Origin of the sequence: Novispirillum itersonii, assembly GCF_014205675.1 — a bacterium.
Taxonomy (GTDB): Bacteria; Pseudomonadota; Alphaproteobacteria; order Rhodospirillales; family Rhodospirillaceae; genus Novispirillum; species Novispirillum itersonii_A.
In genome coordinates this window covers 449,376-475,766 of the sequence record NZ_JACIIX010000001.1, presented here as the reverse complement: position 1 = coordinate 475,766, position 26,391 = coordinate 449,376, and the positions used below count along the sequence as shown (strand labels likewise).

Genomic DNA, 26,391 nt, shown 5'->3' with positions numbered 1-26,391 from the left:
CAGGAGGCTGACAAACCACATATTATGGGGCAAATCATTAGGGAAACTTATGCAGGACGGGGGGCTTTACCCCTGCCTCTTTCCCCCGGGGAACCGTTGTCATGGCTGATTTACCCCCGCTGAATGCCCTGCGGACGTTTGAGGTGGCGGCCCGCCATCTGTCGTTTACCCGGGCGGCGGAAGAACTGAACATTACGCAGGCTGCGGTCAGCCAGCAGATGAAAGGGCTGGAGGAGGCGCTGGGGGTGCCGCTGTTCCGCCGCCTGAACCGGCGGCTGTGGCTGACCGATGCCGGGCAGGATTATGCCCGCAGTGTCCGCGATGCGTTGGAGATTGTGCGGGAGGCAACGCTGCGCCTGCGGCCGGAGGCCAGCTATCACGATCTGACCCTGTCGCTGCCGCCCTCTCTGGCCCATAAGTGGCTGATGCCCCGTCTGGGGCGGTTTATTGACCGGCATCCCTCCCTGACCCTGCGGCTGCATACCAGTTATGAGGCGATGCGGCTGGGGGTCGGCCCGACGGCGGTCCATTGTGCAATCCGGCAGGGGCGCGGGCCCTATCCCGGTCATTTCAGCGAACTGCTGTTGCGGGAGGAGGTTTTTCCCGTCTGTGCCCCCTCGCTGGCAGCACAGATCACCGGACCGGCTGATCTGAAGCAGGTGCCGGTGATCCGGGATGAAGGGGTCTCGTGGGCGGACTGGCTGACGGCAGCCGGGCTGCCGCAGCGGGCCATCGGGGCCGGACCGACCTTTCTGGACAGCAGCATGGCGGTACAGGCCGCCATTGATGGCCGTGGCATCATGCTGGGGCGCAGTGTGATGATCGCCGACGATCTGGTTGCCGGGCGTCTGGTGGAGCCGTTCCGGGATCTTGGCCTGCGGGTGCCCTACCTGAATGCGGTGTGGTTTCTGTGCCCGCCGGGTCAGGAGGAAACACCGGCCATCCGGGCTTTGCTCGGCTGGCTGAAAGAGGAAGTCACGGTCTCGGCGGTCCGCTGATGCGGTCCGCCGCTTGCTGAACCCTGCTTCCTTCCAGGGGGTGGATGGATCAGGAGATCATACCCGGCAGCAGCGATGCCTGCTCCGCAGCAGGGCGGGGCAGGGCCGGTGCCTCGGCGGGGGTGGCGTCCTGCTGGTGCAGGCGCAGGCGTGTCACCTCCCGTTCCAGTTCCCGGGTGCGGCGGCGGGAGGCCCTTGCTCTGGCCCGCAATCCGGCGCTGCCGATCCAGCTCAGGCAGACACCGGCGATCAGCCCGACCCCAACCCCGCCAAGAACCTGAACGTACAGCGGCAGCTGGAGGGTCCAGGGGAGGGGCCAGAGGCCGACATCAACCGGTTGCCGGTTGGCAACGGCAAACAGGGTCAGGGCCAGTCCGAACGGGACCCCGATCAGCCAGAACAGCAGGCGGCGCAGAAGGCGGGTCAACATGCCGGGCGCTTATTCGTCGCCGTCGGTGTTCAGCATGTCGCGCAGCTGCTTGCCGGTCTTGAAGTACGGCACCGCCTTTTCCGACACGTCCACCGATTCCCCGGTGCGCGGATTGCGGCCCAGCCGGGCTTCCCGCCGCTTGACCGAGAAGGCGCCGAACCCCCGCAGTTCGACCCGGTCACCCCGGGCGAGAGCTGAGGAGATCTCGTCAAAAATGGTCGAAACGATGCGTTCAATATCCCGCTGGTAAAGGTGCGGGTTCCGTTCAGCCAGACGCGCAATCAGTTCTGATTTGGTCATTCAGCGATCCCCCCTGAAGGCAGGTAACGGGGTTGCGGGTAAAACAGGGCCAGTCCGGATGTCTGCTCAGGTGTCCCGGAGACGGGCCTGTTCTGCTCAAGCGGTGCAGAGTGATCCGGGCGTCTCTCCGGGTTGTGGCCCCGGGGCCGTAAAGACCATCCACACAGAATATGCTGCGCCCGGTTTCTGATGTTTCCCCGGATCCGACAGAACAGCATCGGGCGGAGTGTCACCAGTCAGGGCGGTGTTCAAGCGGTTAGCGTGTCGACAGGCAGAAGGCTAAAACAGGGTCCGCAGGCTTCAACGCACAGGGTCCGGGGCCGCAGGAAAGGCGGGCAGAACACCTTATGTCAGTCATACCCTGAAAGACCTAGCCAAAGGGTGCCAAAGCCGGACCGGACCGTCAAGTATAAGTGCTTTGTTTCAAAGGTTTTTGTCAAAAAGAAAAGTGCCCCCGCCAAAGACGGGGGCACCTTTCATCACAGACCGGCGGGGAAATCCGCCGGGAAAGCCGGAGGGCTTATTCGCCCTTGGCTTCCTGAGCCTGCTTCAGGGCAGCGCCGAGGATATCGCCCAGCGAAGCGCCGGAGTCGGCAGTGCCGTACTCAGCCATCGCCTGCTTTTCTTCCTCGATTTCGCGGGCCTTGATCGACAGACCGATCTTGCGGGTCTTGCTGTCGATCGACACGACCTTGGCGTCGATCTTATCGCCCACCGAGAAGCGTTCCGGACGCTGGTCGTTGCGCTCGCGGGACAGGTCGGACTTGCGGATGAAGGAGACGGTGCCGTCCACTTCAACTTCAACGCCGTTGTCCTGCACAGCGGTGACCACGGCGGTCACGACGGTGCCCTTCTTCATGCCGGAAGCGGCAGTGGCGAACGGATCGTCACCCAGCTGCTTGATACCGAGGGAGATACGTTCCTTCTCGATATCCACGTCCAGAACCTTCGCCTTGACGACGTCGCCACGGCTGTAGGCCTTGACGGCTTCTTCGGCGGATTCGGACCAGGACAGGTCGGACAGGTGCACCATGCCGTCGATGTCGCCCGGCAGACCGATGAACAGACCGAATTCGGTGATGTTCTTGATCTCGCCTTCGACTTCGGTCCCGGCCGGGAACTGTTCGGCGAAGGTTTCCCACGGGTTGCCGGCGCACTGCTTCAGGCCCAGCGAAATACGACGCTTTTCCTGATCGACGTCCAGGATCATCACTTCCACTTCCTGAGAGGTGGAGACGATCTTGCCCGGGTGGATGTTCTTCTTGGTCCAGCTCATTTCGGAGACGTGGACCAGACCTTCGACACCGGCTTCCAGCTCGACGAACGCACCGTAGTCGGTGATGTTGGTCACGCGGCCGGTGAACTTGGTGCCCTGCGGGTACTTGGCGGCAACGCCATCCCACGGGTCAGCTTCCAGCTGCTTCATGCCGAGCGAGATACGCTGGGTTTCAGCATTGAAGCGGATCACCTGCACCTTGACGGTCTGACCGATGGTCAGCGCTTCGGACGGGTGGTTGACGCGCTTCCAGGAGATGTCGGTGACGTGCAGCAGGCCGTCAACGCCGCCGAGGTCAACGAACGCACCGTAGTCGGTGATGTTCTTGACGACGCCGTCGAGGATCATGCCTTCCTTCAGGCCGGACATCAGCTTGGCGCGTTCTTCGGCGCGGCTTTCTTCCAGCACGGCACGACGGGACACCACGATGTTGCCGCGGGCGCGGTCCATCTTCAGGATCTGGAAGGTCTGGGACTGACCCATCAGCGGGCCGATGTCACGGACCGGACGGATATCAACCTGGGAGCCCGGCAGGAACGCCACGGCACCGGACAGATCGACGGTGAAGCCGCCCTTGACGCGACCGAAGATCACGCCGTCGACGCGCTGGGCGTCGTTGAAGCTCTTTTCCAGGTCGTTCCAGGCTTCCTCGCGGCGGGCCTTGTCACGGGACAGAACGATCAGACCGTCCTTGTCTTCATAGCGTTCCACGAACACGTCGATCTGATCACCGGCCTTCAGCTCGGTGTTATCGCCATGACGGGTGAATTCACGGGTGGAGATACGGCCTTCGGACTTGAGGCCCACATCGACCAGGGCGAAGTCGCCATCGATGCGGAGGATGGTGCCACGCACCACGCTGCCTTCAATGGTGTATTCCTGGGCAAAGGCTTCGTTGAGGAGATCCTCGAAGCTGAAATCAGCGGCGGTAACCATGGGTTTTAAATTCCTTTCAAAGTTTTCAGTCTTTCCGGCCTGCCGGTTGGCTCCGGCGGTCTTCCGCCCGGTCAGGGGCGGCACAGCCTGTCAGGACCCTCCTGTCCCGTCGGGATCAGGGGGTTTTGTTCAAAGCAGACAGGCGGAAGGGTCCCGCCCGATTCTTTATCGGGGGACCGCCTTCCGCTGAAGATAATCGAGCACCGCCGCAAACGCGGCGTCGGCATCCAAGGCAGAAGTATCAAGCTCAAGAGCGTCTTCTGCCGGGCGCAACGGCGCGACATCCCGCTGGGAATCGCGCGCGTCCCGTTCCTTCATGTCTGCAAGAACGTCGGACTCTATACTCTCAATTCCCTTCGCGCGCAACTCCGCGACGCGGCGGCGGGCCCGTTCTTCGACACTGGCGGTGACGAACAGCTTGTGGGTGGCATCAGGGCAGACCACGGTGCCGATGTCCCGGCCATCCAGAACCGCCCCGGCGCAGCCGCCGGGCGGAACGGCGGCGAACTGGCGCTGGAAGTCCAGCAGTGCGGCGCGGACACCGGGAATGGCGGCAACCTTAGATGCCGCCTGTCCCCCGGCCTCGGTCCGCAGGTCCGGGTCTTTTTGCAGGCTGAACAGTTCATCCGGCGTCAGGCTCCGGGCCGCCGCTTCGGCGGCGGCGGGGTCCTGCGGGTCCTGTCCGGTGCGCAGCACCTTCAGGCCGACCGCCCGGTAGATCGAACCGGTATCGAGATAGGCGTAGCCGAAATGATCAGCCAGCCGCCGGGCCAGCGTGCCTTTTCCGGCGGCGGCGGGGCCGTCAATGGCGATAACGGTGGAGATCATCGCTTACCCTTCCATGCCGGAAAACCGGGCACCAAGGCCGGTCATCAGCGCCGAGAATCCGGGGAAGCTGGTGCCGATGGCGGATTCGTCGTCAATGCCGACGGCTTCCTGCGATGCCATCCCCAGCACCAGAAAGCTCATGCCGATCCGGTGGTCGAGATTAACGGCGATGTTCTGGCCGCCCTTCGGGGCGGTGCCGGTGCCGGTGACGATCAGGTCGTCGCCCTCCACCCGCACGGTGACGCCACAGGCGGCCAGCCCATTGGCCATCAGGCTCAGGCGGTCGCTTTCCTTCACCCGCAGTTCGGCCAGCCCGTTCATCCGGGTTTCGCCGCTGGCGAAGGCGGCAACCACCGACAGAATCGGGTATTCGTCGATCATGCTGGGGGCACGCTCCGCCGGGACCGAAACCCCCTTCAGCGGGCCCTGCTTCACGATCAGGTCGGCGACCGGTTCCCCGCCCTCGACCCGTTCGTTGGTGACGGTCAGGTCCGCTCCCATTTCCCGCAGCGTGGTGTACAGGCCGGTGCGCAACGGGTTCATGCCAACCCCCCGCACGGTGATGTGGCTGCCCGGCACGATCAGGGCCGCTGCCACCGGGAAGGCGGCGGACGACGGATCCGACGGCACCACGATGTGACGGCCGGTCAGCTCCGGCTGGCCGGTCAGGGTGATGACCCGGCTGCCGTCGGCGCGGTCTTGGACCCGGACATCGGCCCCGAAGGCCCGCAGCATCAGCTCAGTATGGTCGCGGGTCGGTTCCGGCTCGGTCACGGTGGTTTCGCCCGGGGTGTTCAGTCCGGCCAGCAGAATCGCGCTTTTCACCTGCGCTGAGGCGACCGGCAGGGTGTAGCTGATCGGCACCGGGGTTTCGGTGCCGGTGACGGCCATCGGCAGGCGGCCGCCGGAGCGGCCGGTGAAGGTGGCCCCCATCTGCGCCAGCGGCGTGGTGACGCGGGCCATCGGGCGGCTGCGCAGCGAGGCATCGCCGGTCAGCACCGCAGTGAACGGGTGGCTGGCCAGCAGGCCCATCAGCAGGCGGGCACCGGTTCCGGCGTTGCCCATATCCAGCACGTCGGCCGGTTCGGTCAGGCCGCCGACACCGCGGCCATGCAGCACCCAGGTGCCGTCATCGCGGCGTTCAACGCTGGCACCAAGCTGTTTCATGGCCGCAGCCGTGCGCAGCACGTCCTCGCCTTCCAGCAGGCCCTCGACCACTGTCTCGCCGATGGCCAGGGCCCCGAACATCAGGGCGCGGTGGGAGACGGATTTGTCGCCCGGCACGCGGATGTCGCCGGACAGCGGCGGGCAGGCCTTCGACCACAGGGCTTTGGCAGTGGCGGAAGCAGGATGACTCATGTGACTTTTCCGGGGAAAAAAGGGTGAGACAGGTCAGGCTGGATACCATATCGGCGCCGCCAAGGGTAGGTGCCGTAACGGCAGTGGCGGGCGGAAAATGCGCTCCGGTCCGGCAGGGTGCGGTATCCGGATCAGCCGGAATGAGGGGGCTGTTCGGGCACAGTGTGATTTTTGGTTTTGACAGGCGGGGGAAACGATGGCAAATGCGCCTCTCAGGACCAAGTCACGATACTCGGAGGTTTTCGGGTGGCTAAACCGGAATGGGGAACCAAGCGCGTCTGCTCTGCCTGCGGGGCCCGCTTCTATGATCTGAACAAAGACCCGATCGTCTGCCCCAAGTGTGGTGCGGAAAACGAGAAGGACGCTGCGCCGAAGGTTCGTCGCGGCGGCAAGGGGGCCCGGAATGACGCAGTGAAGAAGACTGCGGTCGCAGCGCCGGTCGAGGAAGAAGAAATTGAGGAGGATATCATCGGGGAAGAGGACGACGACGCCCTGATTGAGGACGCCTCGGACCTCGGCGAGGACGATGATGATATGGCCGAGGTGATGGATCACCTCGAACCGGGTGAGCAGGACGAGTAATCGTTCCTGTGCCGGTCTGCCGGATCCTGAAAGGGCTGCTCCAGTGATGGGGTGGCCCTTTCTGCTGATGGTAAGGCCTGCGGCAGCCCTTTGATTTAACCGGGAAAAGCGCTGAAAGCCGCATGGTTGCGTGGGGGTGTGAAAAAAATGAAACCGGGGGTGCATTTTTTTCTTGCCGGGGTGCGGCTAACCCCTTATAACCCCGCTCCACCGAGGCAGTCACCCAGACCGACCGCCGAACAAAAACGGGGCTATAGCTCAGCTGGGAGAGCGCTACAATGGCATTGTAGAGGTCAGCGGTTCGATCCCGCTTAGCTCCACCATCAAAACCCCCGGGGAACACCCGGGGGTTTTGTTATTTCCAGACTCCCCATCGCCATCGCTCCGGCGGGATCGCTCCGCTGTCCGTTACGTGCCGGTCTGCAATGCAGACCGGTTGGGGTTCGATCCCGCTTAGCGCCACCATCAAAACCCCCCGGGGAAGGCCCGGGGGGTTTTGTTCTTTCCGGCCCCCCCATTGCCATCGTTCCGGCGGGATCGCTCCGCTGTCCGTTACGTGCCGGTCTGCAATGCAGACCGGTTGGGGTTCGCTCCCGCTTAGCTCCACCATCAAAACCCTTGGGGAGGACGCGGGGGTTTTGTTCTTTCCAGACCCCTCCCCCATTGCCATCGTTCCGGCGGGATTGCTCCGCTGCCTGTTGCGTGCCGGTCTGCGATGCAGACCGGGTGGGGTTCGATCCCGCTCAGCACTACCCTCAAAACTTCCGGGGAAGACCTGGGGCATTTTTGATTTTCTGTCGGTCCGTATTCATCCTGCCGTCAGGCGGGTGATGCCGTTGTCTACCAAGGAAAATCCACGGGTTTCCGGGGTGTCGGGAAAAAAATGACAGATTTTGAAAAAAGTTCTTGCCGGGGTGCGGTTAACCCCTTATAACCCCGCTCCACCGAGGCAGTCACCCAGACCGACCGCCAAACAAAACGGGGCTATAGCTCAGCTGGGAGAGCGCTACAATGGCATTGTAGAGGTCAGCGGTTCGATCCCGCTTAGCTCCACCATCAAAACCCCCGGGGAATACCCGGGGGTTTTGTTCTTTCCAGACTCCCCATTGTCATCACTCCGGCGGGATCGCCCCGCTGCCTGTTGCGTGCCGGTCTGCGATGCCGACCGGTTGGGGTTCGCTCCCGCTTAGCTCCACCATCAAAACCCCCGGGGAACACCCGGGGGTTTTGTTCTTTCCAGACTCCCCATTGCCATCGCTCCGGCGGGATCGCTCCGCTGCCTGTTGCGTGCCGGTCTGCGATGCAGACCGGGTGGGGTTCGATCCCGCTTAGCTCCACCATCAAAACCCTTGGGGAGGACGCGGGGGTTTTGTTCTTTCCGGACTCCCCATTGTCATCGCTCCGGCGGGATCGCTCCGCTGCCTGTTGCGTGCCAGTCCGCGGGGCAGACCGGCGGAGCAACTTCGCCCGATATTTCAGGGCTGACTTCTGTCGAGGGGCGGGAGAGTGTCAGGTTTCCCCCAAATGTCTTAGTGTGCTCCGGCTTGCGCTTAACCCGCAGGGCACAGATACTCCGAAGGACGAGGAAGGCGGATCCCTGCAACACCAATAGCCGGAACCGGAATGCGTATATTGTTAACAGGATCTGCCTGCGCCCCTCTGGAGCCCTTCATCCGTGAATGGGCCGCAGACTGCCTTGTGGTTCCCGAGGGGCTGTTCACCGGGGACCGGGAGGGGGCAGAGACGGCCCCCCGTCCTGTGATCATCTATGGTCTTTCAGGCGGGGAAGTCCTGCCGGAGAGGCTCCGGCAGTCCGGGACTCCGGTCATCGCAGTGATTCCTGAATGGTCAGACCGGCAGGTGGAGGCCCTGATGGCTGCCGGTGCCAGCGACGTGCTCACATGGCCTGAGATCCTGTCCGATGCTGGGCAGGGATTGCGGCGGGCCTGCCGCAAGGCCCTGCATCGCCAGCACGCTGCCGGGCCGTTGCCGTCCGTCAGTGCAGAGGGCCTGTTGCAGACCATTCTTGACGCTGCGCCGGAGCCGATTTTTGCCAAAGATGCCGAAGGCCGCTACGTGCTGGCCAACATTGCCTGCTGTCAGGTGATGGGGCTGGAACGGGATCAGGTTCTCGGGCGTCAGGATGCCGATATTTTTCAGCCCGATGTTGCGGCACGGGTGGTGGAGATTGACCGGGAGGTTCTCGGCGGTGGGCTCAGTCATTTTTACGAGGAACGGATCCCGACCCCGGCGGGGGAGCGGATCTATTCGACGGTCAAGGCCCCGGTCTTTGGCGAAACCCCAGCGGCGGCGGTTGTCGGTCTGGTCGGGGTTGCCAAGGATGTGACCCGGCGGACCCGGGCCTTGCAGGAACTGGAAGAGCGGAACCGTCTGCTGGCGCTGGCCGAGGACGTGGCCCACGTCGGGCATTTCCGGATCCGCTTCCGGGACCGGCAGGTGCAATGGTCGCCGGTCTGTTATGCCCTGTCCGGGGTATCGGCGGACAGCTTTGCCCCCTCTGTGCGGAACCATCTGCGGGCTGTGCACCCTGATGACCGGAAGGTTCTGCGGCAGGCCCGGCGGGCGGCCTTCCGGTACGGGGTTGAAATCTCGCGCGAGGTCCGCCTGCATCTGCCCAGCGGCCTGCGGCGGACCGCGCTGGTCCGCCTGCTGCCGGAACGGGATCCGGTGACCCGCGAATACTGCGCCCTGTTCGGGATCGTGTTTGACACCACCGACATTCATGTCGCCCGGCAGGCGGCGGAGGAGAAGCAGGAACTGCTGGATATGGCGGTGTCCTCCATCGCTGACGGTCTGGTGCTGTGTAATGACAGCTATTGCCGCATGTATGAGCTGCCCCCGGAGCTGGTCCGGCCCGGAACCCGGTTTGAGGATCTGTTGCGCTACAGCACCAGCCGGGACACCTCGATGACGGACGACTCCGATAAGGTGCAGTGGTTCGCCGACCGCATTACCCTGCACGAGGTCGGGGGCAGCGTGGAGCAGCGCTTCGGCGACCGCTGGTATCTGGTCAATGAAAGCAGGTTGCCCAACGGCTTCCGGGTTGGAACCCGGGTGGACATCACCGGCCTGAAGGAAGCGCAGTTGCAGGCCACCGCTGCCAGCCGGGCCAAGACCGAGTTTCTGTCCAACATGAGCCATGAGCTGAGAACGCCGCTGAATGCGGTGCTCGGCTTCGCCCAGCTGCTGCTGTCCAGTGCGCGGGATCCGCTGAGTGAGCGGCAGCAGCGGTCTGTCCGTCATATCCTACAGGCCGGGGAACATCTCCTGACCCTGATCACGGAGATCCTTGACCTGACCCGGATCGAGGCCGGGAAGCTGACGCTGTCCCCGCAGGCGGTGGCTCTGGGGGATCTGATTGCGGACTGTGTGGTCCTGACCGAGACGCTGGCCCGGAAGACCGATGTTTCGGTGATGCTGGAAGGGATGGACGATCTGATGCCGGTCTGGGCGGATCCGACCCGGACCCGGCAGGTGGTGCTCAATCTGCTGTCCAATGCGGTGAAGTATAACCGGCCGGGGGGGTGGGTGCGGGTCCGCGCCCGCGTTGACCGGACTGCGCGTCGGGCGGTGGTGGAGGTTGAGGACAACGGCCGGGGCATTCCGGCCGCGCGGCAGACGGTTCTGTTTGAGCCCTTTGCCCGTCTCGGGCTGGAAACCAGCGGCATTGAGGGCACGGGAATCGGCCTGACCATCAGTGCCCGGCTGATGCAGGAAATGGGCGGTGGCATCACCTTTGTCAGTGAAGAAGGGCGGGGGAGTCTCTTCCGGGCCGATTTCCCTCTTGCCCCGGAAGGCTAAGCCGCTATATGTCGCGCGGATATGCATACCGGATTGGTCCGAAGGTGGTGTTTGGATGAGCCTCGACAGCCTGAACATTGATGATCTGGCGGAAAACTTTTCCCTGTTTGACGATTGGGAGGACCGCTACCGCTATATCATCGATCTGGGGCGGAAAATGCCGCCGCTGCCGGATGCCGACAAGGTGCAGGCCAACAAGGTGGAAGGCTGCATGAGTCAGGTCTGGCTGACCCATGCCGTTGAAGCCGGGGCGGCTGAACCGCGCCTGTTCTTTTTCGCCGACAGTGATGCGCACATTGTCAAAGGATTGCTGGCGGTCCTGCTGATCCTGTTTTCGGGGAAGACCGCTCAGCAGATTCTGGCGATTGATGCCGATGCCGAGCTGGCGCGGCTGGAGCTGGACCAGCATATCAGCCCGAATCGCCGGAACGGGGTGACATCAGTGGTGCGCACCATCCGGGCGCTGGCGGCGCAGTCGGTTGAGGCGGCAGCCTCCTGACCGGCCGGGTGCCGGGAAACAGAAAGGGCGGGATCCGCAATGGTCCCGCCCTTTCTGTCTGCGACTCGGTATACCGGTTATTTCGCCGGAACCTGCTTCCCGGCATCGGCCGGATTGACGGCCCAGAACAGGTCGAACCGGCGGGCCGCCGCTGACGGATTCGGCAGCTGGACCCGGAAGCCGGTGGTCTCGCCGGGCAGAAGCTGCGGGACCGGCGGCTGGGCGGCCAGTTCCTGCACCATGGCCCCGGCGCCGTCAAACAGGGTAACGTGCAGGAATGGCACCTTACGCGGGGTTTCCGACACGTTGGCGATGAAGCCACGGATGACCAGAGTATCCACCCCGCCCTGCGCCAGACGTTCGCTGGTGGTTTCCTTGAACTGAAGGCCCAGCCCCGGGACATCAACCGGGATCCCGGCCATCTCGTAGTAGGGTTCCAGTTCCGGCATCCGCAGCACGATGGTTTCCCGCCAGTACCACGCGGCGGTCCCGGCCCCGCCGCCGACCACCAGCAGGGCCATCAGCGTTGCCAGAATCGGCAGCAGGATCCGGCGCCGTGGCGGCGGTTCGCGGGTGAACATGTCGGGCAGCGCGTCGTCACTGTCGGGGGACAGGAAGCCGTCGTCGGTTTCGATCAGGGGGTCCGACAGGTCATCGTCAGTGCCGAACGTGCCGAATCCATCGTCATCGTCACGGCCGCCCTTCAGGCCTTCGTCAAAGCCAAGGTCGGAGAACGGGTCATCGGCAGCGCCGGGCCGGGAAGCCCCCCGCCGCTGAAGGCTGTCGTCGTCCAGACCGCGCATGACGGAGTCAAACGGGTCATCACCGTCATCCTGCGGGCCGGAGGGGGCCGCGGCCCGGCGCGACGGCGTCGGGTCCATTTCCATCGGCATCGGTGCGGACCGGTACTCAGGGCGGGCTCCGCCGCGCGGAGGCGGAGCGAAGTCATCGTCGTCCTGAAAACTGAGCATATCGGCGGCACGCGTCGGCACCGCCCGGCCGGCCGGAGGGGCCACAGGGGGTGCCGCCCGTTGCGGGCGTGCAGGTTCGGGCACGTCATCCGGCATCTGACGCCAGACATGCGCGCACTGCGAACACTTCAGCTTACGCCCCTTGGGGCCAATTGCACCATCGGGTACGCTGAAAGACGTACCGCAACTCGGACAGGTGATATCCATGACAGACCCGTTTGGCCCCCGTTTGTCACCCCAGTTATAGGCTTTACCAGTAGGACACACAAGCACAGGAGCATTTACAAGCAGTTAATCCGGTGCGTCTTGCGTCTTTTCCGCAGGGTTTTCCTCCGGCTTCCGGCGGAGCCCTCAGCTACCGGTCCGGCCCGGGCGGTTTGACGGATGCGGCAGGGTATGCCACTGTTCCGGTCAGACTGTGTCCCCCGACAGGGACGGTATCATGCCGTTCCGTCTGCGGGGACTGAAAAACAAGATAAGACTATCAAGGGCATGGCTTTTAAGGCAGGACAGAACAAGGGCAGAACCAGCCGGATTGTTGATGCGGAGGGATCCACCGCGATCCGGTTCGACAACGTCAGTCTGCGCTATGGCACCGGCCCCGATGTTTTGCAGGACATCAGCTTTTATCTTGATCCGGGATCATTTCATTTCCTGACCGGGCAGTCCGGGGCGGGGAAAACCTCCCTGCTCAGTCTGCTGTATCTGGCCCGCCGCCCGACGCAGGGATCGGTGCAGATGTTCGGGCGGGACGTCAGTTCCGCCCCCCGCGATGCCCTGCCGGCCCTGCGGCGGCGAATCGGTGTGGTGTTTCAGGAATTCCGTCTGCTCGATCATCTGTCGACGCTGGATAACGTCGCCCTGCCCCTGCGGGTGGCCGGGGTTTCGGAAGCGGAAATCCAGCGCCATGTGCCGGAGCTGCTGGGCTGGGTTGGCCTGTCGCGCCATCTGCATGCCACGCCGCCGACCCTGTCCGGGGGGCAGAAACAGCGCGTGGCCATCGCCCGTGCGGTGATTAACCGGCCCGATCTTCTGGTGGCGGACGAACCGACCGGCAGTGTTGATGACCGCACCGCCACCCGGCTGATGCATCTGTTCATGGAACTGAACCGGCTGGGGACCACCGTTCTGATTGCCACCCACAACGAAGGGCTGGTCCGGAAGTTTCCGTTTGAGCGCCTGCATCTGGAAGGGGGGCAGGTCAGTGTTCTGCCGCCGCTGGCCGGGTGGGCGGCCGGGGATGGCCTGTTCGCCGGGGGCAATCCTCTGGCGGATCTGGAGGATCTGTAATGGCGCGGTTTCTGCGGTCCGATCTGCCGGTGGCGGCGGATCCGGGTAACCGGTTCCTGCCGCTGCTGGTGGCGGCGATGGTATTTCTGGCGACACTGGCGCTGGCCGGGGCGCTGGCCCTACAGGACATGACCACCCGCTGGCGCGGATCCATGACCGGCACGCTGACGGTTCAGGTGCCTCCGGTGGCGGGCGAAAGTTCTGCTGACACCGTGGCCCGGGTCGACCGGGTGGTCCGGCTGCTGGCATCCCTGCCGGAAGTGGCCGCCGCCGTTCCCGTTGCCGATGAACAGCTGGTGCAGATGCTGCAACCGTGGCTGGGGTCTGATGTGCTGATTGCCGACCTGCCGGTGCCCCGGCTGGTCGATGTGTCGCTGAAGGTTGAGGCGATGGCCGGGCTGGATGCAATGCTGGCCCGTGTGCGCGACGTGGCACCGGGGGCGCTGATTGATGATCACCGGGTGTGGCTGGCCCGCCTGATTGCGCTGGCGGACGGGATCCGCCTGCTGGCCTGGGCGACGCTGGGGCTGGTCGGTACCGCCACCACGGCGGCGGTGGTTTATGCCACCCGCTCCGGTCTGGCCGTACACCGCCCGCATATCGAGGTTTTGCACCTGATCGGGGCAACGGATGGCTATGTTGCCCGCCAGTTTGCCCGGCGGGCCCTGATCCACGGGCTGATCGGCGGGGCCATTGGCACCCTGATGGCAGCCCCGGCGCTGATCGCCCTGCTGGCCCTGCTGGCCCCCTTGGAAGGGGGGTTGGTTCCGGTGGTGACCCCAGCGTCGGTCCATTTCCTCGGGCTGGCCCTGCTGCCCCTGCTTGCCGGTGGAGTGGTGATGATCACCGCCTACCGGACCGTCCGGCGGCAGCTGGCCCGGATGCTGTAGGGGGGAGAGGGGCGATGCGGCGGCATCGTTTTGTGATCCGCGGAGTCCCACAGCTGGAAACGGTCAGCCGGGTGGTGCGGCGGGCGGTTTCCTGGGTAACCCGGCTGATTGCCTTTGCCCTGCTGCTGACGGCGGTCTGGCTGCTGGGGCTGATCCATTACGTCGAGACCATGCCGGAGCGGGTTGAGGATATCCTGACCCGGACGGATGCCATTGTGGTGCTGACCGGTGGCAGTGAGCGCCTGTCCACCGGGATCGGGCTGCTGCGGCAGGGGCGGGCCGACGTTCTGTTCATTTCCGGTGTGTTCCCGGAAACCCGGCTGGAAACCCTGCTGCGGGATGAGGCCGGGGTGGAAGACCTGCGCAACCGGGTTTTTCTCGGCCATGTGGCCACAGATACCATCGGCAATGCGATTGAAACCGCGATCTGGATGCGGGAACACCGCTGGCGCTCGATCCGGCTGGTGACGGCCAATTATCACATGCGCCGCAGCCTTCTGGAGTTTGAGGCGGCAATGCCGGGGGTGCAGATTATTCCTCACCCGGTGTTTCCGGCGGCGGTGAAATGGGAAGAGTGGTGGCGTTACCCCGGGACTGCCGCCCTGTTTGCCACCGAATACAGTAAATACCTCGCCGCCCGTCTGCGGTTGCAGTTCCCTGATACTCCGGCTCCGGGCTGGCAGCGTTAAGACCGGCAGAGCCGGGTGATGCGGCGGGTGGTCAGCGGCAAGGGGATTGGGTATAAGCGGGCCGGTTTCCGGGGTGTCTGCGGTCACAGAGCCCGGTGGGCAACCGTGGCCCTGCGCGCGGGGCAAACAGGACAGACTTTGACGACGCCGGGGCGGCCAGCCCTTTTATCTGCGGCGTGCTGCTATCAGGAGAGGGCTGGAATGGCTGTCGTATCGCTGCTGCGATCCGTTGTGTTCAACATTTTTTATGTCCTCTGGACCATCGGGGTCGGCTCTTTGGGGATCCCGACCCTGTTCGTGCCGGGGCGCCGCAGCTTTGCCGTACCGCATCTGTGGTGCCGGGGTCTGGTCTGGGGGGCGCGGATCCTGCTGGGAATCCGCTGGCGGGTCGAAGGGCTGGAAAACCTGCCGCAGGGGGCCTGCATTCTGGCATCCAAGCATCAGTCGGCCTGGGAAACCCTGTTTCTGCCGATGCTGGTGCCGAAACCGGTGTTTGTGCTGAAGAAAGAGCTGCTGTCGATCCCCTTTGTCGGCTGGCATATGGCCAAGACCGGGATGATCGCGGTGGATCGCAAGGCCGGGGCCTCGGCGATGAAGACCATGCTGCGCGGGGCTGATGCCGCCTTTGCCGAAGGACGGCAGATGATCATTTTCCCGGAAGGGACCCGGGTGCCGGTGGGCGAAAATCCGCCGTTCCAGCCGGGGATTGCCGCGCTGTATGCCCGCTTCGGTGACCATGTCCCTCTGGTGCCGGTGGCGTTGAACAGCGGATTGGTCTGGGGCCGCAACAGCTTCGTGAAATCCCCGGGTGAGGTGGTGGTGCGGATTTTTCCCGCCATTGAGCCGGGGCTGGATAAGAAGGTGTTCACCGAACGCCTTCAGGCGGTGATCAACGGCGAGTCGGCCCGTCTGTGCGGCAACGGCGACTCCTGACACCTGCATCTGAAACGAGCATGACCGGAAGGGCTGCCTGTGGATAACCGGCGGCCCTCTGTCTTTTTCCGGGGGTATCTGTGAACAGGCTCTGTGGCAGGCGCATCGCATCCGGGGTGGGGTGAACGGTTTCCTGCACGGAGAGGATGTAAAAAAAGAATAAATCGGAAGCAGTTACGCAAAACTTCCCCACCCTTGCGGATCTACTTATGGCAGGTGGGGTGCTGATGCTGTTTTCGTCTGGGACAGACCGCAGGGTGTGGCTGGCTGTGGATAACTCTGGGGGTTTCCCGTGCGCCGTCGGTGTCCCCGCAGGCGTTACGATTGCCGCGACCGCATACTTCTGCCGAGTCGCTCCAAGGCAGCCCGCAGATCGTCATCGGGAATTTCCGCAACGGTGGCTGTAATTTCCGCCACCTCTGACGGGCGCAGGGCCCGTTGCCGCACCTCCCGTGGCGGGCGTTTGATCGGCAGCGGGGCCTGAATGATTTTCAGCCGGGCAATGGCCGGGTAGCCGAAATAGCCGTTGATGCGTTGCAGCAGGGCCGGGGCATCGTGCTGGATCTGCACTGCAAACGGGCCGGACGGCACCCGGATGGTCAGTTCACCGCCATCCCGCTGGCCTTTGGGGAAGCGCACCTGTTCCGGCAGCACGTAGGAGGCCATCAGCGGCCCGACAATGGTATCCCAGCGGGCGATCAGGTCGCCTTCGGCCAGGCCGCGCCTGCCCAGCAGCGGGCGGGTCAGCGGGGCGGCAACGGCACCGATGGCCAGAGGGCCACGCGCCATGCGGCGCGGTTCCTGCTGGGCGGACGGGCTGCCCCGGCGGGGCGGACGCGGAGACTCTGGCGGCTGTGCCATACGGGAAGCAGGTCCTGACAAAAACAGACGGGTCAGATACTGTAGCCACTTTGTCGGGATCCGGCTATGTGCAGACAGAAGAGGGAACTGCGGTTTCCGGTTTTCTGTTCCTGCACCGGGCACGGTATCCTGTAGCCTTCAGAACCTGTGAGCCTTCAGAGAATGACCGGTCCTGTGCATCCGTCTTCCGTCGCCGGTTCCGCCGTCCAGCCTGTGCCGCTGAGTGCCCGGCTGCTTGACTGGTATGATGCGGAACGCCGTCACCTGCCATGGCGGTATGCGCCCGGGCAGGCGGCGGACCCCTATCGGGTCTGGCTGTCCGAAGTGATGCTGCAACAGACCACCGTGGCGGCGGTCATTTCCTACTTCAACGCCTTCACCACCCGTTGGCCGACGGTTTCCGATCTGGCGGCGGCGGACGATGAGGCGGTGATGGCGGCGTGGGCCGGGCTGGGGTACTACGCCCGGGCCCGCAATCTTCTGAAATGCGCCCGCGTGGTCCGGGACAGCCACGGCGGGCAGTTCCCGGACACCGAGGAAGACTTGCGGCGCCTGCCGGGAATCGGCACCTACACGGCGGCGGCGATTGCGGCGATCGCCTTTGGCAAGCGGGCGGTCGTGGTCGATGGCAACGTCGAGCGGGTGATCAGCCGGATGTTTGCGGTGACGGATCCGCTGCCGGGCAGCAAGGACCAGATCCGGACCCTTGCGGACAGTCTGACGCCGGAGGAGCGTGCCGGTGATTACGCACAGGCGATGATGGATCTGGGGGCGACCCTGTGTTCGCCCCGCAAGCCGGCCTGTGGTCTGTGCCCGTGGATGCGGGACTGTGACGGGCGTAAGCAGGGCCTTGCCGAACAGTTGCCTGCCAAGGTGGCCAAGGCGGAAAAGCCGCTGCGCCGGGGGGTTGCCTTCTGGATCGTGCGGTGGGATGGGGCGGTGCTGTTGCGCCGCCGTGCCCCGGAGGGGCTGCTGGGCGGCATGACCGAAGTGCCGTCAACCCCGTGGCGGGAGGAAGAGTGGAGTCGGGCCGATGCGGTGCCCTATGCGCCGGTATCCGCGGACTGGCGGCCGCTGCGGGGGCTGGTCCGCCATACGTTCACCCATTTCCATCTGGAGCTGACGGTTCTGTCCGGGGTTGCCAAGGGCGGAGAGTATCCCGGGTGCCGGTGGGTTCTGCCGGAGGAGATGGAGGGAGAGGCCCTGCCGACCGTGATGCGTAAAATTGTCCGTCTGGCTCTCGGGCAGGGATGATTTTATACTGCGCTGCACTTTATCGTATTGATTTATAAGAATTTGTATTGTTGCAGCGCATGGAAGGCCCCTGTCTTTTTCGGGCCTTTTCTGTTACCGTCAGAAGGTGGCGCGGGTGCGGGCGCCTCACGGCTTCCGGGTGCGGAAGCTCTTCCGCAACGGGGGCTGCGGCAGTCGCAGCGGCGTACTGCCGTGGTAAAGGTCCAAGGAGGACCGGCCATGTTGACCCTGACTGACTGTCTGCATTTCAGCGGCATTACCGAAGCTGAACTGAGTGTGGTGGCTCACCACGAACATCTCCCGCCGTTGGTGGCTCTGGAGAAAGCACACGCCTTCCTGCAAAAGGACTGGGGAGAACCCGCCCTGCGCCAGATGGTTCTGGATGAGGTGCGGACTGCCCTGATGTCGCAGGACCCGGAACGGGCCCGCGCGATGCTGGAGCAGCTGCAACGGACCTTTGCCGATCATCCGGGCGGGGTTGACCGTCGTCTGCCCTCCCCGGCAGAGGGGAAGAAATAATCCTTAAGGATTATTTCGGGGCTTCAGGAGCTCCCCGCCTTCCGGGCAGGATGGGGTGAAGTGGTACCGCGTTTCCGATGTGGTTTCAGGCCTTGGATATTTTCGTAAAATTGTCGGTATTTCATATACTTTTGTTGATATCAGGGAATTTGGAGCCAATACACTTTCTCACCATTGCGCCGCTGCCGGAGATATGGAATGTTAAGAATTGCTTAAACCACATTAATTAGGAGGATTACGCCATGGACAGGACCTCTGACTGCGCCCTGCTGCTGTCTGCCCGTCGGGCCCGTGCCTCCGCTGCTCGTTTCGCTGCGATTGTGGACCGCTTCGGCGCTGAGATGCCGGGGCATATTGATCGCCTGCATGAGGCATTGGCCGATATCCGCCATGTCGCGGACACTCTGGAGCAGGGCGCCTCGTTCCAGCCTGCCGCAGCGGTTCTGCCGGTCCGTCAGGAGTATCGTCTGGCCGCAGAATAAGGTCTGTGGAACAGGCGTTTTTCCTCGCCGGAAAAAGGCAGAGGAGCGTTTTCAGCAAAAGCGGACACCGGCTTTGCTGTTGAAAACGCTCTAACTCTCTCAGGGTTCTAACTCTCTAAAGACAGAGTCTTTTCTTCGATTGACCGGATTCCACACAATCGGAAAATGCTCTAGAGTGCGCCCGTACTGTTGCGTAAGGCACTGAGGGAGCTGCGGAGCGTGAAAAGGCCGGATGGGACGATGATCGCGCAGGGTATGGGCCGGGGCGTGTTCCGGGCAGCGCTGGCGCTGATTGCGGGTATGGCGCTGATGCCGGGCGGTGCGCAGGCACAGACCGCCGCCGCTTCTCCGGTGGTTCCCCCGGCGGCGGCGCAGGGGGGCGAGCGGTTCAGCATCCAGATTCCCAAGGGCTGGAAGCAGGCCAGCCGCAATGCCAGCGGGCCGATTGAAACCGTCTCCTATGTCCCGGATGGGCAGTCGGCGGAACGGTGGCAGGATATGCTGACCATCCAGATGGTCAAAACCCCTGCCGGGGCGCAGGCCCTGCCCCCTGATCAGCTGTATGCCCAGTCACAGAGCAGTTACGAACAGGCCTGTGACGGGGTTAAGCTTGGCACCCTGCAAAGTGGCCGCAGCAACGGCTATCCTTCCGCCTTCTGGGTGCTGGGCTGTTCCAAGGTGAAGTCGGCCGGATATGGGGAAACTGCCTTTTTCCGGACGATACAGGGCACTGCCGCCCTGTATATGGCCCAGTGGGCATGGCGGGTTGCCCCGTTTGATACCACACAGGGGCCGCCGCTGCTGGAAGACCAGCAGAAAGAAGCGCTGACCACCTTGCAGAGTTTTCAGGTCTGCGATCCGGCCAGCCGCCAGCATCCCTGCCAGCCGGGCCAGTAAACCTGTTTCTCAGCAAACCGGTTTCAGAACAGTCTACAGCGCATCGGTAAAGGCGGCGAGACGGCGGCGGATGGCCTTGGCGTGGGCCTTCCGCGTTGCTTTGTCGTCCCCGAAAGCCGAGGGGACCTCGGCGGTGATGCCCGCTTTCACGGCGGGGGCAACCTGATGCAGGTCGTAGGCGGCCTGTAACGCCATCCACAGTTCCGGCCCGGTTCCGAAATAGCGGCCAAGCCGCAGGGCGGTATCGGCGGTGACGCCCCGCCGCCCGCGCAGCAGCTCGGAAATCCGCGGCGGCGGCACCCGCAGGGCCATGGCGAGGGCGTTACCGCTTAATCCCATCGGATCCAGATATTCCATCCGCAGGACGGTCCCCGGGTGTTCGGGGGCGGGCGGGGGAAGGTCGATGGCATCCGTCACGGCGGGTCTCCGGATCTGTCGGAACTGGGGCTGGCAGGGACAGGAGGGGCAGGCGCAAGGGGTGTGCTGGATCAGGCTGACACGGTCTCGGTCAGCCAGTCATGCAGGATGGTGGCGGCCCGTTCCCAGTCCGGTTCCAGCATCATCGCATGGCCCATCCCCTCTAGAATATGGCACGGGGCATCGTAGTAGCGGGCGGTGCTGCGGGCCATCCACGGCGGCACAAAGGTATCTTCCGAGGCACCGATCACCAGCATCGGGATGGCTTTTCCGTTGGTGCACACCGGTGGCGGCGAGAAGGTCAGATCCGTCTGGGCCCGCATCGACTCGGTCTGGAAGCGGGTCAGATACTTCTGGGTGGTTTCCAGCGGCACGCTGGCCGGGAACAGGGCGCGGTGCAGGGCCTCGGCGGAGGCCATTCCGGTGCCGAAGGTCTGCATTCCCGCCAGTGCCCACAGCACGTTGGGGGTGTTCATCGCCATATGGAGGGTGGTTCCCCACAGCCCACCGGGCGAGACCGAGGACATCAGCGCGGCTCCGGCAACGGTCGGTTCCCGGGCGAAGGTCCGGGGATCGCTGCGTTCCAGCAGGCGCTGGACCACCATGCCGCCCATGCTGTGGCCGATCAGCACCGGCCGGCGCGGCAGGGAGGCCATGACGCTGCTGACGTCATCGACAAAGTCCGCCATGCCCGCCCGTTGCAGGTCATTCAGGCTGCCGCTGGTGCCGTGGCCGCGCAGGGAGACGGCGTAGGCGTCAAAGCCACGGGCCGCGAACCAGTCGAGGAAGTTTTCCGCCCAGATCCAGGCCCCACAGAAGGCTCCGTGGACAAACAGCAGCGGCGGGGTGGTGACCGGCTTTGCCGGTTTGGCGTGCAGCACTTCCAGAGACACGGACGCGGGGGATGTCATATTGGCGGAGACTCGCGGCAGGGGAGGGATACAGGATCCAGCATAGGTCATCTGCCGGAACCGGCGGTAAAATTTTTGCGAAACATCCCGGGAAACCCCGGGATCTGGAAAGAAAACAGGCGCAGTCCGGAAGGGCTGCGCCTGTCGTCTTGTGTTACTGGGTTTCGAACTTGGCGATCCCGGAACCATAGGCCTGCTTGGCCTCGATGATTCCCCGCCGGATCTGCCGGGTCCGGCTGAACAGGGCATGCAGGGTTTCCCCCTCGCCCCAGCGGATCGCCCGTTGTAAGGCGGTCAGATCTTCGGTGAAGCGCTGAAGGACTTCCAGAACCGCCTCGCGGTTGTTCAGGAAGACGTCGCGCCACATGGTCGGGTCGGAGGCGGCGATACGGGTGAAATCCCGGAAGCCGGAGGCCGAGTACTTGATGACTTCCTGCTTCAGCACGTCTTCCAGATCGTCGGCGGTGCCGACAATGGTATAGGCAATCAGGTGCGGCAGGTGCGAGGTGATGGCCAGCACCTGATCATGGTGCCCGGCTTCCATCACATCGACGTTGGAGCCGATGGTTTCCCACAGGGTGCGGATCTTGGTCACCGCCTCCGGATCGGTGCCGGTCGGCGGGGTCAGGATGCACCAGCGGTTCTGGAACAGCTCGGCGAATCCGGCCTCGGGGCCGGAATGTTCGGTCCCGGCGATCGGATGGCCCGGCACAAAATGCACCGCATCCGGCAGGAACGGCGAGACATCACGCACCACCGCCATCTTCACCGATCCGACGTCGGTGACGATGGCACCGGCTTCCAGCGCCGGGCCGAACTGTTCGACCAGGGCGGCGTTGGCCCCGATCGGGGTGGCCAGAATCACCAGATCACAGCCGCGCACGGCTTCCGCCGGATCGGCATACACTTCATCGACAATGCCCAGCTTCTGGGCGGTTTCCTTGCTGCCGTCCGCAGCGCTGTGGCAGACCAGCGTTTCGGCCAGACCATGGGCGCGGATGGCGCGGGCGAGGGAGGACCCGATCAGGCCAATGCCGATCAGGCAGGCCCGCCGGAACAGGGCGGGCTTCTTCAACGGATCAGACATGTCCGTCACGACTCCAGAAAGTCTTTAAGGGCCGCAACCACGGCCTCGTTCTCTTCGGCCAGGCCGATGGTGATGCGCAGGCAATCCCCAAGGCCGTAGCTGGCAACCCGCCGGACGATGATGCCGCGCGCCTTCAGGAAGGCATCGGCCGCCGCCGCATCTTTGCCTGCGGTACCGGAAAACCGGGCCAGAACAAAGTTGGCGACGCTGTCGGTGGTGGTCAGGCCCAGTGCCGTCAGCTTTTCCTTCAGCCACGGCAGCCAGTAATCGTTGTGGGCCTTGGCCAGCGTGGTGAATTCCACATCACGGATCGCCGCCGTCGCCGCCGCCTGTGACGGGGCGGTGACGTTGAACGGGCTGCGGATGCGGTTGATCACATCGGCGATGCCGACCGGGAAATAGCCCCAGCCGACCCGGGCTCCGCCCAGACCGAAGATCTTGGAGAAGGTGCGCAGCATGACGGTGTTTTCCGTCTCCTGCACCAGTTCCAGACCATTGGAATAGTCGTTGCGGTCCACGTATTCGGCATAGGCGGCGTCGATCACCAGCAGGATGTCTTCCCGCAGGCCGTCGCGCAGGCGGCGCAGTTCCGCCGCGCTGATGTAGGTACCGGTCGGGTTGCCGGGGTTGGTGACGAACACGATGCGGGTTTTGGCGGTGACGCCACCCAGCAGGGCATCGACATCCACGGTCAGGGCGGTTTCATCCACCCGTACCGGCACCGCCCCGGCGGACCGGGCGTAGATGTCATACATCAGGAAGCCATGGCGGGAGAACAGCACCTCGTCGCCGGGGGCGGCGTAGGCGTTCACCAGCAGGCCGATCAGTTCATCCGATCCGCAGCCGCAGATGATCCGGGCCGCATCCAGCCCGTAGCGGGCGGCAATGGCCTTCCTCAGTTCCGTCGCCCCGCCGTCGGGGTATCGATGGAGTTCCGCCGTCACGGTGCGATAGGCGTCCTGCGCGCGCGGGCTGGGACCCAGCGGGCTTTCGTTGGACGACAGCTTCATCACACGGGACACGCCCTCGACCTTGGATTCTCCGCCGACATAGGCGGCGATTTCCAGAATACCGGGCTGCGGAACAGGAAGGCTCATGACCGTCTTTTCATCCTTTTTTGGCGTCCGGATGGACTGATACACAAAGACATGGAGGATTCCTCCGGGGAGAAGGCCGCTGACCGGGTTATCAGACCAGATCGTCGGCGGTAAAGGGGATGGCGTATCCGCCGATGACCGAGACGCGGCGGATCGCCGCTTCGCGGCTCAGGTCCGTCAGGCGCGGATCGGTCGGCAGGATACAGGTTTCAACTTCCAGCAGGTGCAGGCGGGCCACCGGCGAGGTGTCATCGGTGTCCGGCATTTCCACCACCACCAGACCGGCATTTTCAGCCAGCGACCGCAGGCCGGTCCGGCTGAGGTCCTCGTCGGCCTCGATGGTGATGTAGGTGCGGTCGTGCCCGGTGTTTTCCTGCGGCAGGCGGCAGATCACCAGACCTTCGATACCGTCCCCCCGGCCCGGACCCGGCCCGGCGAAGGGCACCTTGCCGACCACGGACGGGGTGCCGGGCGCGGCGGAGGCCAGCGCCGGCCACCAGCGTTCGGTGTCGCCCAGATGCGGCATCGGCAGGATGCCGACCGTCACTTCGGCATTGGCAACCGCCTTCACCACCGACCCCGGCGACGGCACCGCCACCATCGGGGTGTAGGCCCCGTAGGAATCGCGGGCGAGTTCGAGGTAACCGGCACCCCGGCTGGGCATGTAAACGGCGGCGGTCAGCGGGCCTTCCACGGCGACCATGGCGGCGAACAGTTCCCGCCAGATGCGGACGATCACCGACTTGCGGAACCGCCCGTGCTTTGCCTGCTTCAGCAGGCGGCGCAGAATGTCCATCTCCCGGCCGGGACGCAGGAAAATGCCGACATCCTCCCCGGCGGCACGTTTCACCGCGCCAACGGTTTCAACCACTTCGGCCCGGGCCACCAGCAGGTCGATCAGCTGCGTATCGATCGCATCAATCCGCTGGCGCAGGTCGGCAAGGGTGGGCAGGGGAGCGGCGGCGCTGGAGCCCGGCGGGGTGGCGTCTGACATTCCGGTGGCGTTTCCCTTATTGTCGGCAGGTTTGCCTTAAATGGTTCGGCGGGGTGATCGTAACGGGGCACCCGGCACGGCGGAACCGCCCGGGGGGATTAAGTAGTAGACGGCCCCCCGGGCAAAATCAAAGAAAACGTTGACAGTAGGGGGTACCGTCCCTAGAGCTTTTTCCCGTTTCCTTCCTCCTGAAATCCCGGCCTGAACCCCCGGTTCTGAAAGGGTCCGCCATGAGCACGCATCTGTCCATTCCGCACGGCAAGACGGTCCAGCTTGGTGTTGACCGGCCGATGCGGCTGGACTGCGGGGTGGATCTCGGGCCGTTCACGCTGGCGTATGAAACCTACGGCAGCCTGAATGCCGACCGTTCCAATGCGGTACTGATCTGCCATGCCCTGACCGGGGACCAGTATGTGGCCTCGCCCAATCCGGTGACCGGCAAGCCCGGCTGGTGGAGTGATCTGATCGGCCCGGGCAAGATTGTCGATACCAACCGCTATTTCGTGATCTGCTCCAATGTCCTCGGCGGCTGCATGGGCTCCAGCGGCCCCTATGAGGTCAACCCGGAGACCGGGGAGCCGTGGGGCGTCACTTTTCCGGTGATCACCATCGGGGATATGGTGCGGGCCCAGACCCTGCTGGTCGATCATCTGGGGATTGAGACCCTGTTCGCGGTGATCGGCGGGTCGATGGGCGGGATGCAGGTGCTGGAATGGTGCCATTCCTACCCGCAGCGGGTGTTCTGTGCGGTGCCGGTGGCCACCAGCTACCGCCACTCTGCCCAGAATATCGCCTTCCACGAGGTCGGGCGTCAGGCGGTGATGGCGGATCCGGACTGGCACAATGGGGATTATCACCGTCACGGCACCCGCCCCCAGCGCGGGCTGGCGGTGGCGCGGATGGCGGCCCACATCACCTATCTGTCCGAACCGGCGTTGCAGCGGAAGTTCGGGCGCAGGCTTCAGGACCGCCAGAGCGTCACCTACGGCTTTGACGCTGATTTTCAGGTGGAAAGCTATCTGCGCTATCAGGGGTCGGCGTTTGTCGACCGCTTTGATGCCAACAGCTACCTCTATATCACCCGGGCGATGGATTATTTCGATCTGGCCGGGGCCAACGGTGGGGTGCTGGCCCATGCCTTCCGGGGCACGGCCACGCGGTTCTGCGTGGTGTCGTTTTCCTCCGACTGGCTGTTCACCACGGCGGAAAGCCGGGCAATTGTCCATGCCCTGAATGCCAACGCCGCCAACGTCAGCTTTGTCGAGGTCCAGTCCGACAAGGGGCATGACGCCTTCCTGCTGGATGAGCCGGAATTTCACCAGACCCTCACCGGGTTCCTGCGGTCCGCCGCCGAACAGCGCGGCCTGCCGCGCGGCCCGGTTGCGGCTGCTGTCTGAAGGAGGGGGCGCGATGAACTCCACCACCCATGCCGGGCTGCGCATTGACCTGCAACTGATTGCCGATCTGGTTGAGCCGAAAGCCCGGGTGCTGGATGTCGGCTGTGGCGAAGGCCTGCTGCTGAGTTATCTTCAGGAGTTCCGTCAGGTTGACGGGCGGGGGATTGAGCTGTCGATGGCCGGGGTGCGCGAGGCGGTCGGGCAGGGCCTGAGCGTGATTCAGGGCGACGCCGATACCGATCTGGCCGCCTATCCGCCCGACAGTTTTGATTTCGTGATTCTGTCCAAGACCCTTCAGGCCACCCGCAACCCGCGTGGGGTGCTGGAAAACCTGTTGCGGATCGGGCGGCGGGCGATCGTCTCGTTCCCCAATTTCGGCTATTGGCGCAACCGCCTGCATCTGGGACTGCATGGGCGGATGCCGGTGACCTCGGCGCTATCGTACCAGTGGTATGAAACCCCGAATATCCATTTCTGCACCATCCGTGACTTTGTGGTGCTGTGTCAGGATCTGGGGCTGGTGATCGAGTCGGCCTTCGCGCTGGACGGGGCCGGGCACCGCCGCGACTGGGATGTGACCGGCGGCTGGGCCAATCTGATGGGGGCGGACGCGGTGTTCCTGCTGCGCCGGGCCTGATCTGTTGCCGCAGCGCCTGTCATCACGAAGCCTGA

The 26,391-nt window shown here is 64.2% G+C and carries 26 protein-coding genes, 2 tRNA genes and 1 pseudogene; 16 read left to right on the top strand and 13 right to left on the bottom strand.

Translation table 11 applies throughout. The features are described 5' to 3' along the window. Nucleotides 1–101: 101 nt before the first annotated feature. Entirely contained in the window at nt 102–998 is an 897-nt protein-coding gene (gene gcvA / locus FHS48_RS02225) for a transcriptional regulator GcvA (RefSeq protein ID WP_184260843.1), read from the top strand. 49 nt (nt 999–1,047) lie between these two features. Here the strand turns inward: gcvA and FHS48_RS02220 are convergent, their stop codons facing one another. The 5 genes from FHS48_RS02220 to aroA all read right to left on the bottom strand — a co-directional run bounded on the left by FHS48_RS02220 (nt 1,048) and on the right by aroA (nt 6,127). Next, nucleotides 1,048–1,428, bottom strand: coding sequence for a lipopolysaccharide assembly protein LapA domain-containing protein (locus tag FHS48_RS02220; RefSeq protein WP_184260841.1), 381 nt, complete (start codon nt 1,426–1,428; stop codon nt 1,048–1,050). Between the two features lie 9 nt (nt 1,429–1,437). Beyond that, nucleotides 1,438–1,728, bottom strand: coding sequence for an integration host factor subunit beta (ihfB, locus tag FHS48_RS02215; protein WP_184260839.1), 291 nt, complete (start codon nt 1,726–1,728; stop codon nt 1,438–1,440). A 520-nt stretch (nt 1,729–2,248) separates the two neighbouring features. Next, nucleotides 2,249–3,940, bottom strand: coding sequence for a 30S ribosomal protein S1 (gene rpsA, locus FHS48_RS02210; RefSeq protein ID WP_184260837.1), 1,692 nt, complete (start codon nt 3,938–3,940; stop codon nt 2,249–2,251). Nucleotides 3,941–4,105: 165 nt separating this feature from the next. Then, nucleotides 4,106–4,768: a (d)CMP kinase gene (cmk, locus tag FHS48_RS02205; RefSeq protein ID WP_184260835.1), complete on the bottom strand. Its 663-nt coding sequence runs from the start codon at nt 4,766–4,768 to the stop codon at nt 4,106–4,108. A gap of 3 nt (nt 4,769–4,771) precedes the next feature. Beyond that, nucleotides 4,772–6,127 carry a 3-phosphoshikimate 1-carboxyvinyltransferase gene (gene aroA / locus FHS48_RS02200; protein ID WP_184260833.1) on the bottom strand — a complete coding sequence of 452 codons (1,356 nt, stop codon included), beginning with the start codon at nt 6,125–6,127 and terminating at the stop codon, nt 4,772–4,774. A 246-nt stretch (nt 6,128–6,373) separates the two neighbouring features. Here aroA and FHS48_RS02195 point away from each other — a divergent pair, with 246 nt between their 5' ends. From FHS48_RS02195 to FHS48_RS02175, 5 genes are all read left to right on the top strand, one after another. Then, complete coding sequence (locus FHS48_RS02195) at nt 6,374–6,709, top strand: TIGR02300 family protein (protein WP_184260832.1); 336 nt, start codon at nt 6,374–6,376, stop codon at nt 6,707–6,709. A gap of 247 nt (nt 6,710–6,956) precedes the next feature. Further along, nucleotides 6,957–7,032, top strand: a tRNA-Ala gene (locus FHS48_RS02190). A gap of 657 nt (nt 7,033–7,689) precedes the next feature. After that, nucleotides 7,690–7,765 (top strand) — tRNA-Ala (locus FHS48_RS02185). A gap of 816 nt (nt 7,766–8,581) precedes the next feature. Continuing rightward, complete coding sequence (locus FHS48_RS02180; RefSeq protein WP_184260830.1) at nt 8,582–10,531, top strand: sensor histidine kinase; 1,950 nt, start codon at nt 8,582–8,584, stop codon at nt 10,529–10,531. A 55-nt stretch (nt 10,532–10,586) separates the two neighbouring features. Continuing rightward, nucleotides 10,587–11,030 carry a SufE family protein gene (locus FHS48_RS02175; protein ID WP_184260828.1) on the top strand — a complete coding sequence of 148 codons (444 nt, stop codon included), beginning with the start codon at nt 10,587–10,589 and terminating at the stop codon, nt 11,028–11,030. A gap of 77 nt (nt 11,031–11,107) precedes the next feature. Here FHS48_RS02175 and FHS48_RS02170 read toward each other — a convergent pair whose 3' ends face one another. Then, a complete protein-coding gene (locus FHS48_RS02170; protein ID WP_311769069.1) occupies nt 11,108–12,022 on the bottom strand; it encodes a DUF3426 domain-containing protein in 915 nt (304 codons plus the stop codon). An 87-nt stretch (nt 12,023–12,109) separates the two neighbouring features. Continuing rightward, a pseudogene (locus FHS48_RS20580) lies at nt 12,110–12,208 on the bottom strand (zinc-ribbon domain-containing protein); the annotation flags it as partial. A gap of 285 nt (nt 12,209–12,493) precedes the next feature. On the opposite strand from FHS48_RS20580, the gene ftsE reads away from it, so the two are divergent. From ftsE to FHS48_RS02150, 4 genes are all read left to right on the top strand, one after another. Beyond that, entirely contained in the window at nt 12,494–13,291 is a 798-nt protein-coding gene (ftsE, locus tag FHS48_RS02165; RefSeq protein ID WP_184260824.1) for a cell division ATP-binding protein FtsE, read from the top strand. Further along, nucleotides 13,291–14,181, top strand: a complete 891-nt coding sequence (locus FHS48_RS02160; RefSeq protein ID WP_184260822.1) for a cell division protein FtsX — start codon at nt 13,291–13,293, stop codon at nt 14,179–14,181. The genes ftsE and FHS48_RS02160 overlap by 1 nt, the downstream gene beginning before the upstream one ends. A gap of 14 nt (nt 14,182–14,195) precedes the next feature. Then, entirely contained in the window at nt 14,196–14,870 is a 675-nt protein-coding gene (locus FHS48_RS02155; protein WP_184260820.1) for a YdcF family protein, read from the top strand. Between the two features lie 201 nt (nt 14,871–15,071). Then, the gene (locus FHS48_RS02150) at nt 15,072–15,803 is read left to right on the top strand and encodes a lysophospholipid acyltransferase family protein (RefSeq protein ID WP_184260818.1); all 732 of its coding nucleotides are present in this window, start codon (nt 15,072–15,074) and stop codon (nt 15,801–15,803) included. Between the two features lie 318 nt (nt 15,804–16,121). Here FHS48_RS02150 and FHS48_RS02145 read toward each other — a convergent pair whose 3' ends face one another. Further along, nucleotides 16,122–16,664: a DUF721 domain-containing protein gene (locus tag FHS48_RS02145; protein WP_184260816.1), complete on the bottom strand. Its 543-nt coding sequence runs from the start codon at nt 16,662–16,664 to the stop codon at nt 16,122–16,124. 162 nt (nt 16,665–16,826) lie between these two features. Between FHS48_RS02145 and mutY the strand changes: the two genes are divergently transcribed. The 4 genes from mutY to FHS48_RS02125 all read left to right on the top strand — a co-directional run bounded on the left by mutY (nt 16,827) and on the right by FHS48_RS02125 (nt 19,816). After that, entirely contained in the window at nt 16,827–17,918 is a 1,092-nt protein-coding gene (gene mutY / locus FHS48_RS02140) for an A/G-specific adenine glycosylase (protein WP_184260814.1), read from the top strand. Between the two features lie 219 nt (nt 17,919–18,137). Beyond that, entirely contained in the window at nt 18,138–18,437 is a 300-nt protein-coding gene (locus FHS48_RS02135; RefSeq protein WP_184260811.1) for a hypothetical protein, read from the top strand. Nucleotides 18,438–18,679: 242 nt separating this feature from the next. Further along, nucleotides 18,680–18,919 (top strand): hypothetical protein, encoded by a 240-nt coding sequence (locus FHS48_RS02130; RefSeq protein ID WP_184260809.1) that lies wholly within the window; start codon nt 18,680–18,682, stop codon nt 18,917–18,919. A 240-nt stretch (nt 18,920–19,159) separates the two neighbouring features. Continuing rightward, nucleotides 19,160–19,816, top strand: coding sequence for a hypothetical protein (locus FHS48_RS02125; protein ID WP_184260806.1), 657 nt, complete (start codon nt 19,160–19,162; stop codon nt 19,814–19,816). A gap of 33 nt (nt 19,817–19,849) precedes the next feature. Here the strand turns inward: FHS48_RS02125 and FHS48_RS02120 are convergent, their stop codons facing one another. From FHS48_RS02120 to FHS48_RS02100, 5 genes are all read right to left on the bottom strand, one after another. After that, entirely contained in the window at nt 19,850–20,233 is a 384-nt protein-coding gene (locus tag FHS48_RS02120; RefSeq protein ID WP_311769060.1) for a HigA family addiction module antitoxin, read from the bottom strand. A 71-nt stretch (nt 20,234–20,304) separates the two neighbouring features. Next, the gene (locus FHS48_RS02115; RefSeq protein ID WP_184260803.1) at nt 20,305–21,144 is read right to left on the bottom strand and encodes an alpha/beta hydrolase; all 840 of its coding nucleotides are present in this window, start codon (nt 21,142–21,144) and stop codon (nt 20,305–20,307) included. Nucleotides 21,145–21,298: 154 nt separating this feature from the next. Continuing rightward, complete coding sequence (locus FHS48_RS02110) at nt 21,299–22,231, bottom strand: prephenate/arogenate dehydrogenase family protein (protein ID WP_184260800.1); 933 nt, start codon at nt 22,229–22,231, stop codon at nt 21,299–21,301. A 5-nt stretch (nt 22,232–22,236) separates the two neighbouring features. Further along, the gene (hisC, locus tag FHS48_RS02105) at nt 22,237–23,328 is read right to left on the bottom strand and encodes a histidinol-phosphate transaminase (RefSeq protein ID WP_184260798.1); all 1,092 of its coding nucleotides are present in this window, start codon (nt 23,326–23,328) and stop codon (nt 22,237–22,239) included. Between the two features lie 91 nt (nt 23,329–23,419). Continuing rightward, nucleotides 23,420–24,322 (bottom strand): chorismate mutase, encoded by a 903-nt coding sequence (locus tag FHS48_RS02100; RefSeq protein ID WP_184260795.1) that lies wholly within the window; start codon nt 24,320–24,322, stop codon nt 23,420–23,422. Nucleotides 24,323–24,552: 230 nt separating this feature from the next. Here FHS48_RS02100 and metX point away from each other — a divergent pair, with 230 nt between their 5' ends. Next, nucleotides 24,553–25,719 carry a homoserine O-acetyltransferase MetX gene (gene metX, locus FHS48_RS02095; protein WP_184260792.1) on the top strand — a complete coding sequence of 389 codons (1,167 nt, stop codon included), beginning with the start codon at nt 24,553–24,555 and terminating at the stop codon, nt 25,717–25,719. A 13-nt stretch (nt 25,720–25,732) separates the two neighbouring features. Then, nucleotides 25,733–26,356, top strand: a complete 624-nt coding sequence (metW, locus tag FHS48_RS02090; protein WP_184260789.1) for a methionine biosynthesis protein MetW — start codon at nt 25,733–25,735, stop codon at nt 26,354–26,356. Nucleotides 26,357–26,391: the final 35 nt, after the last annotated feature.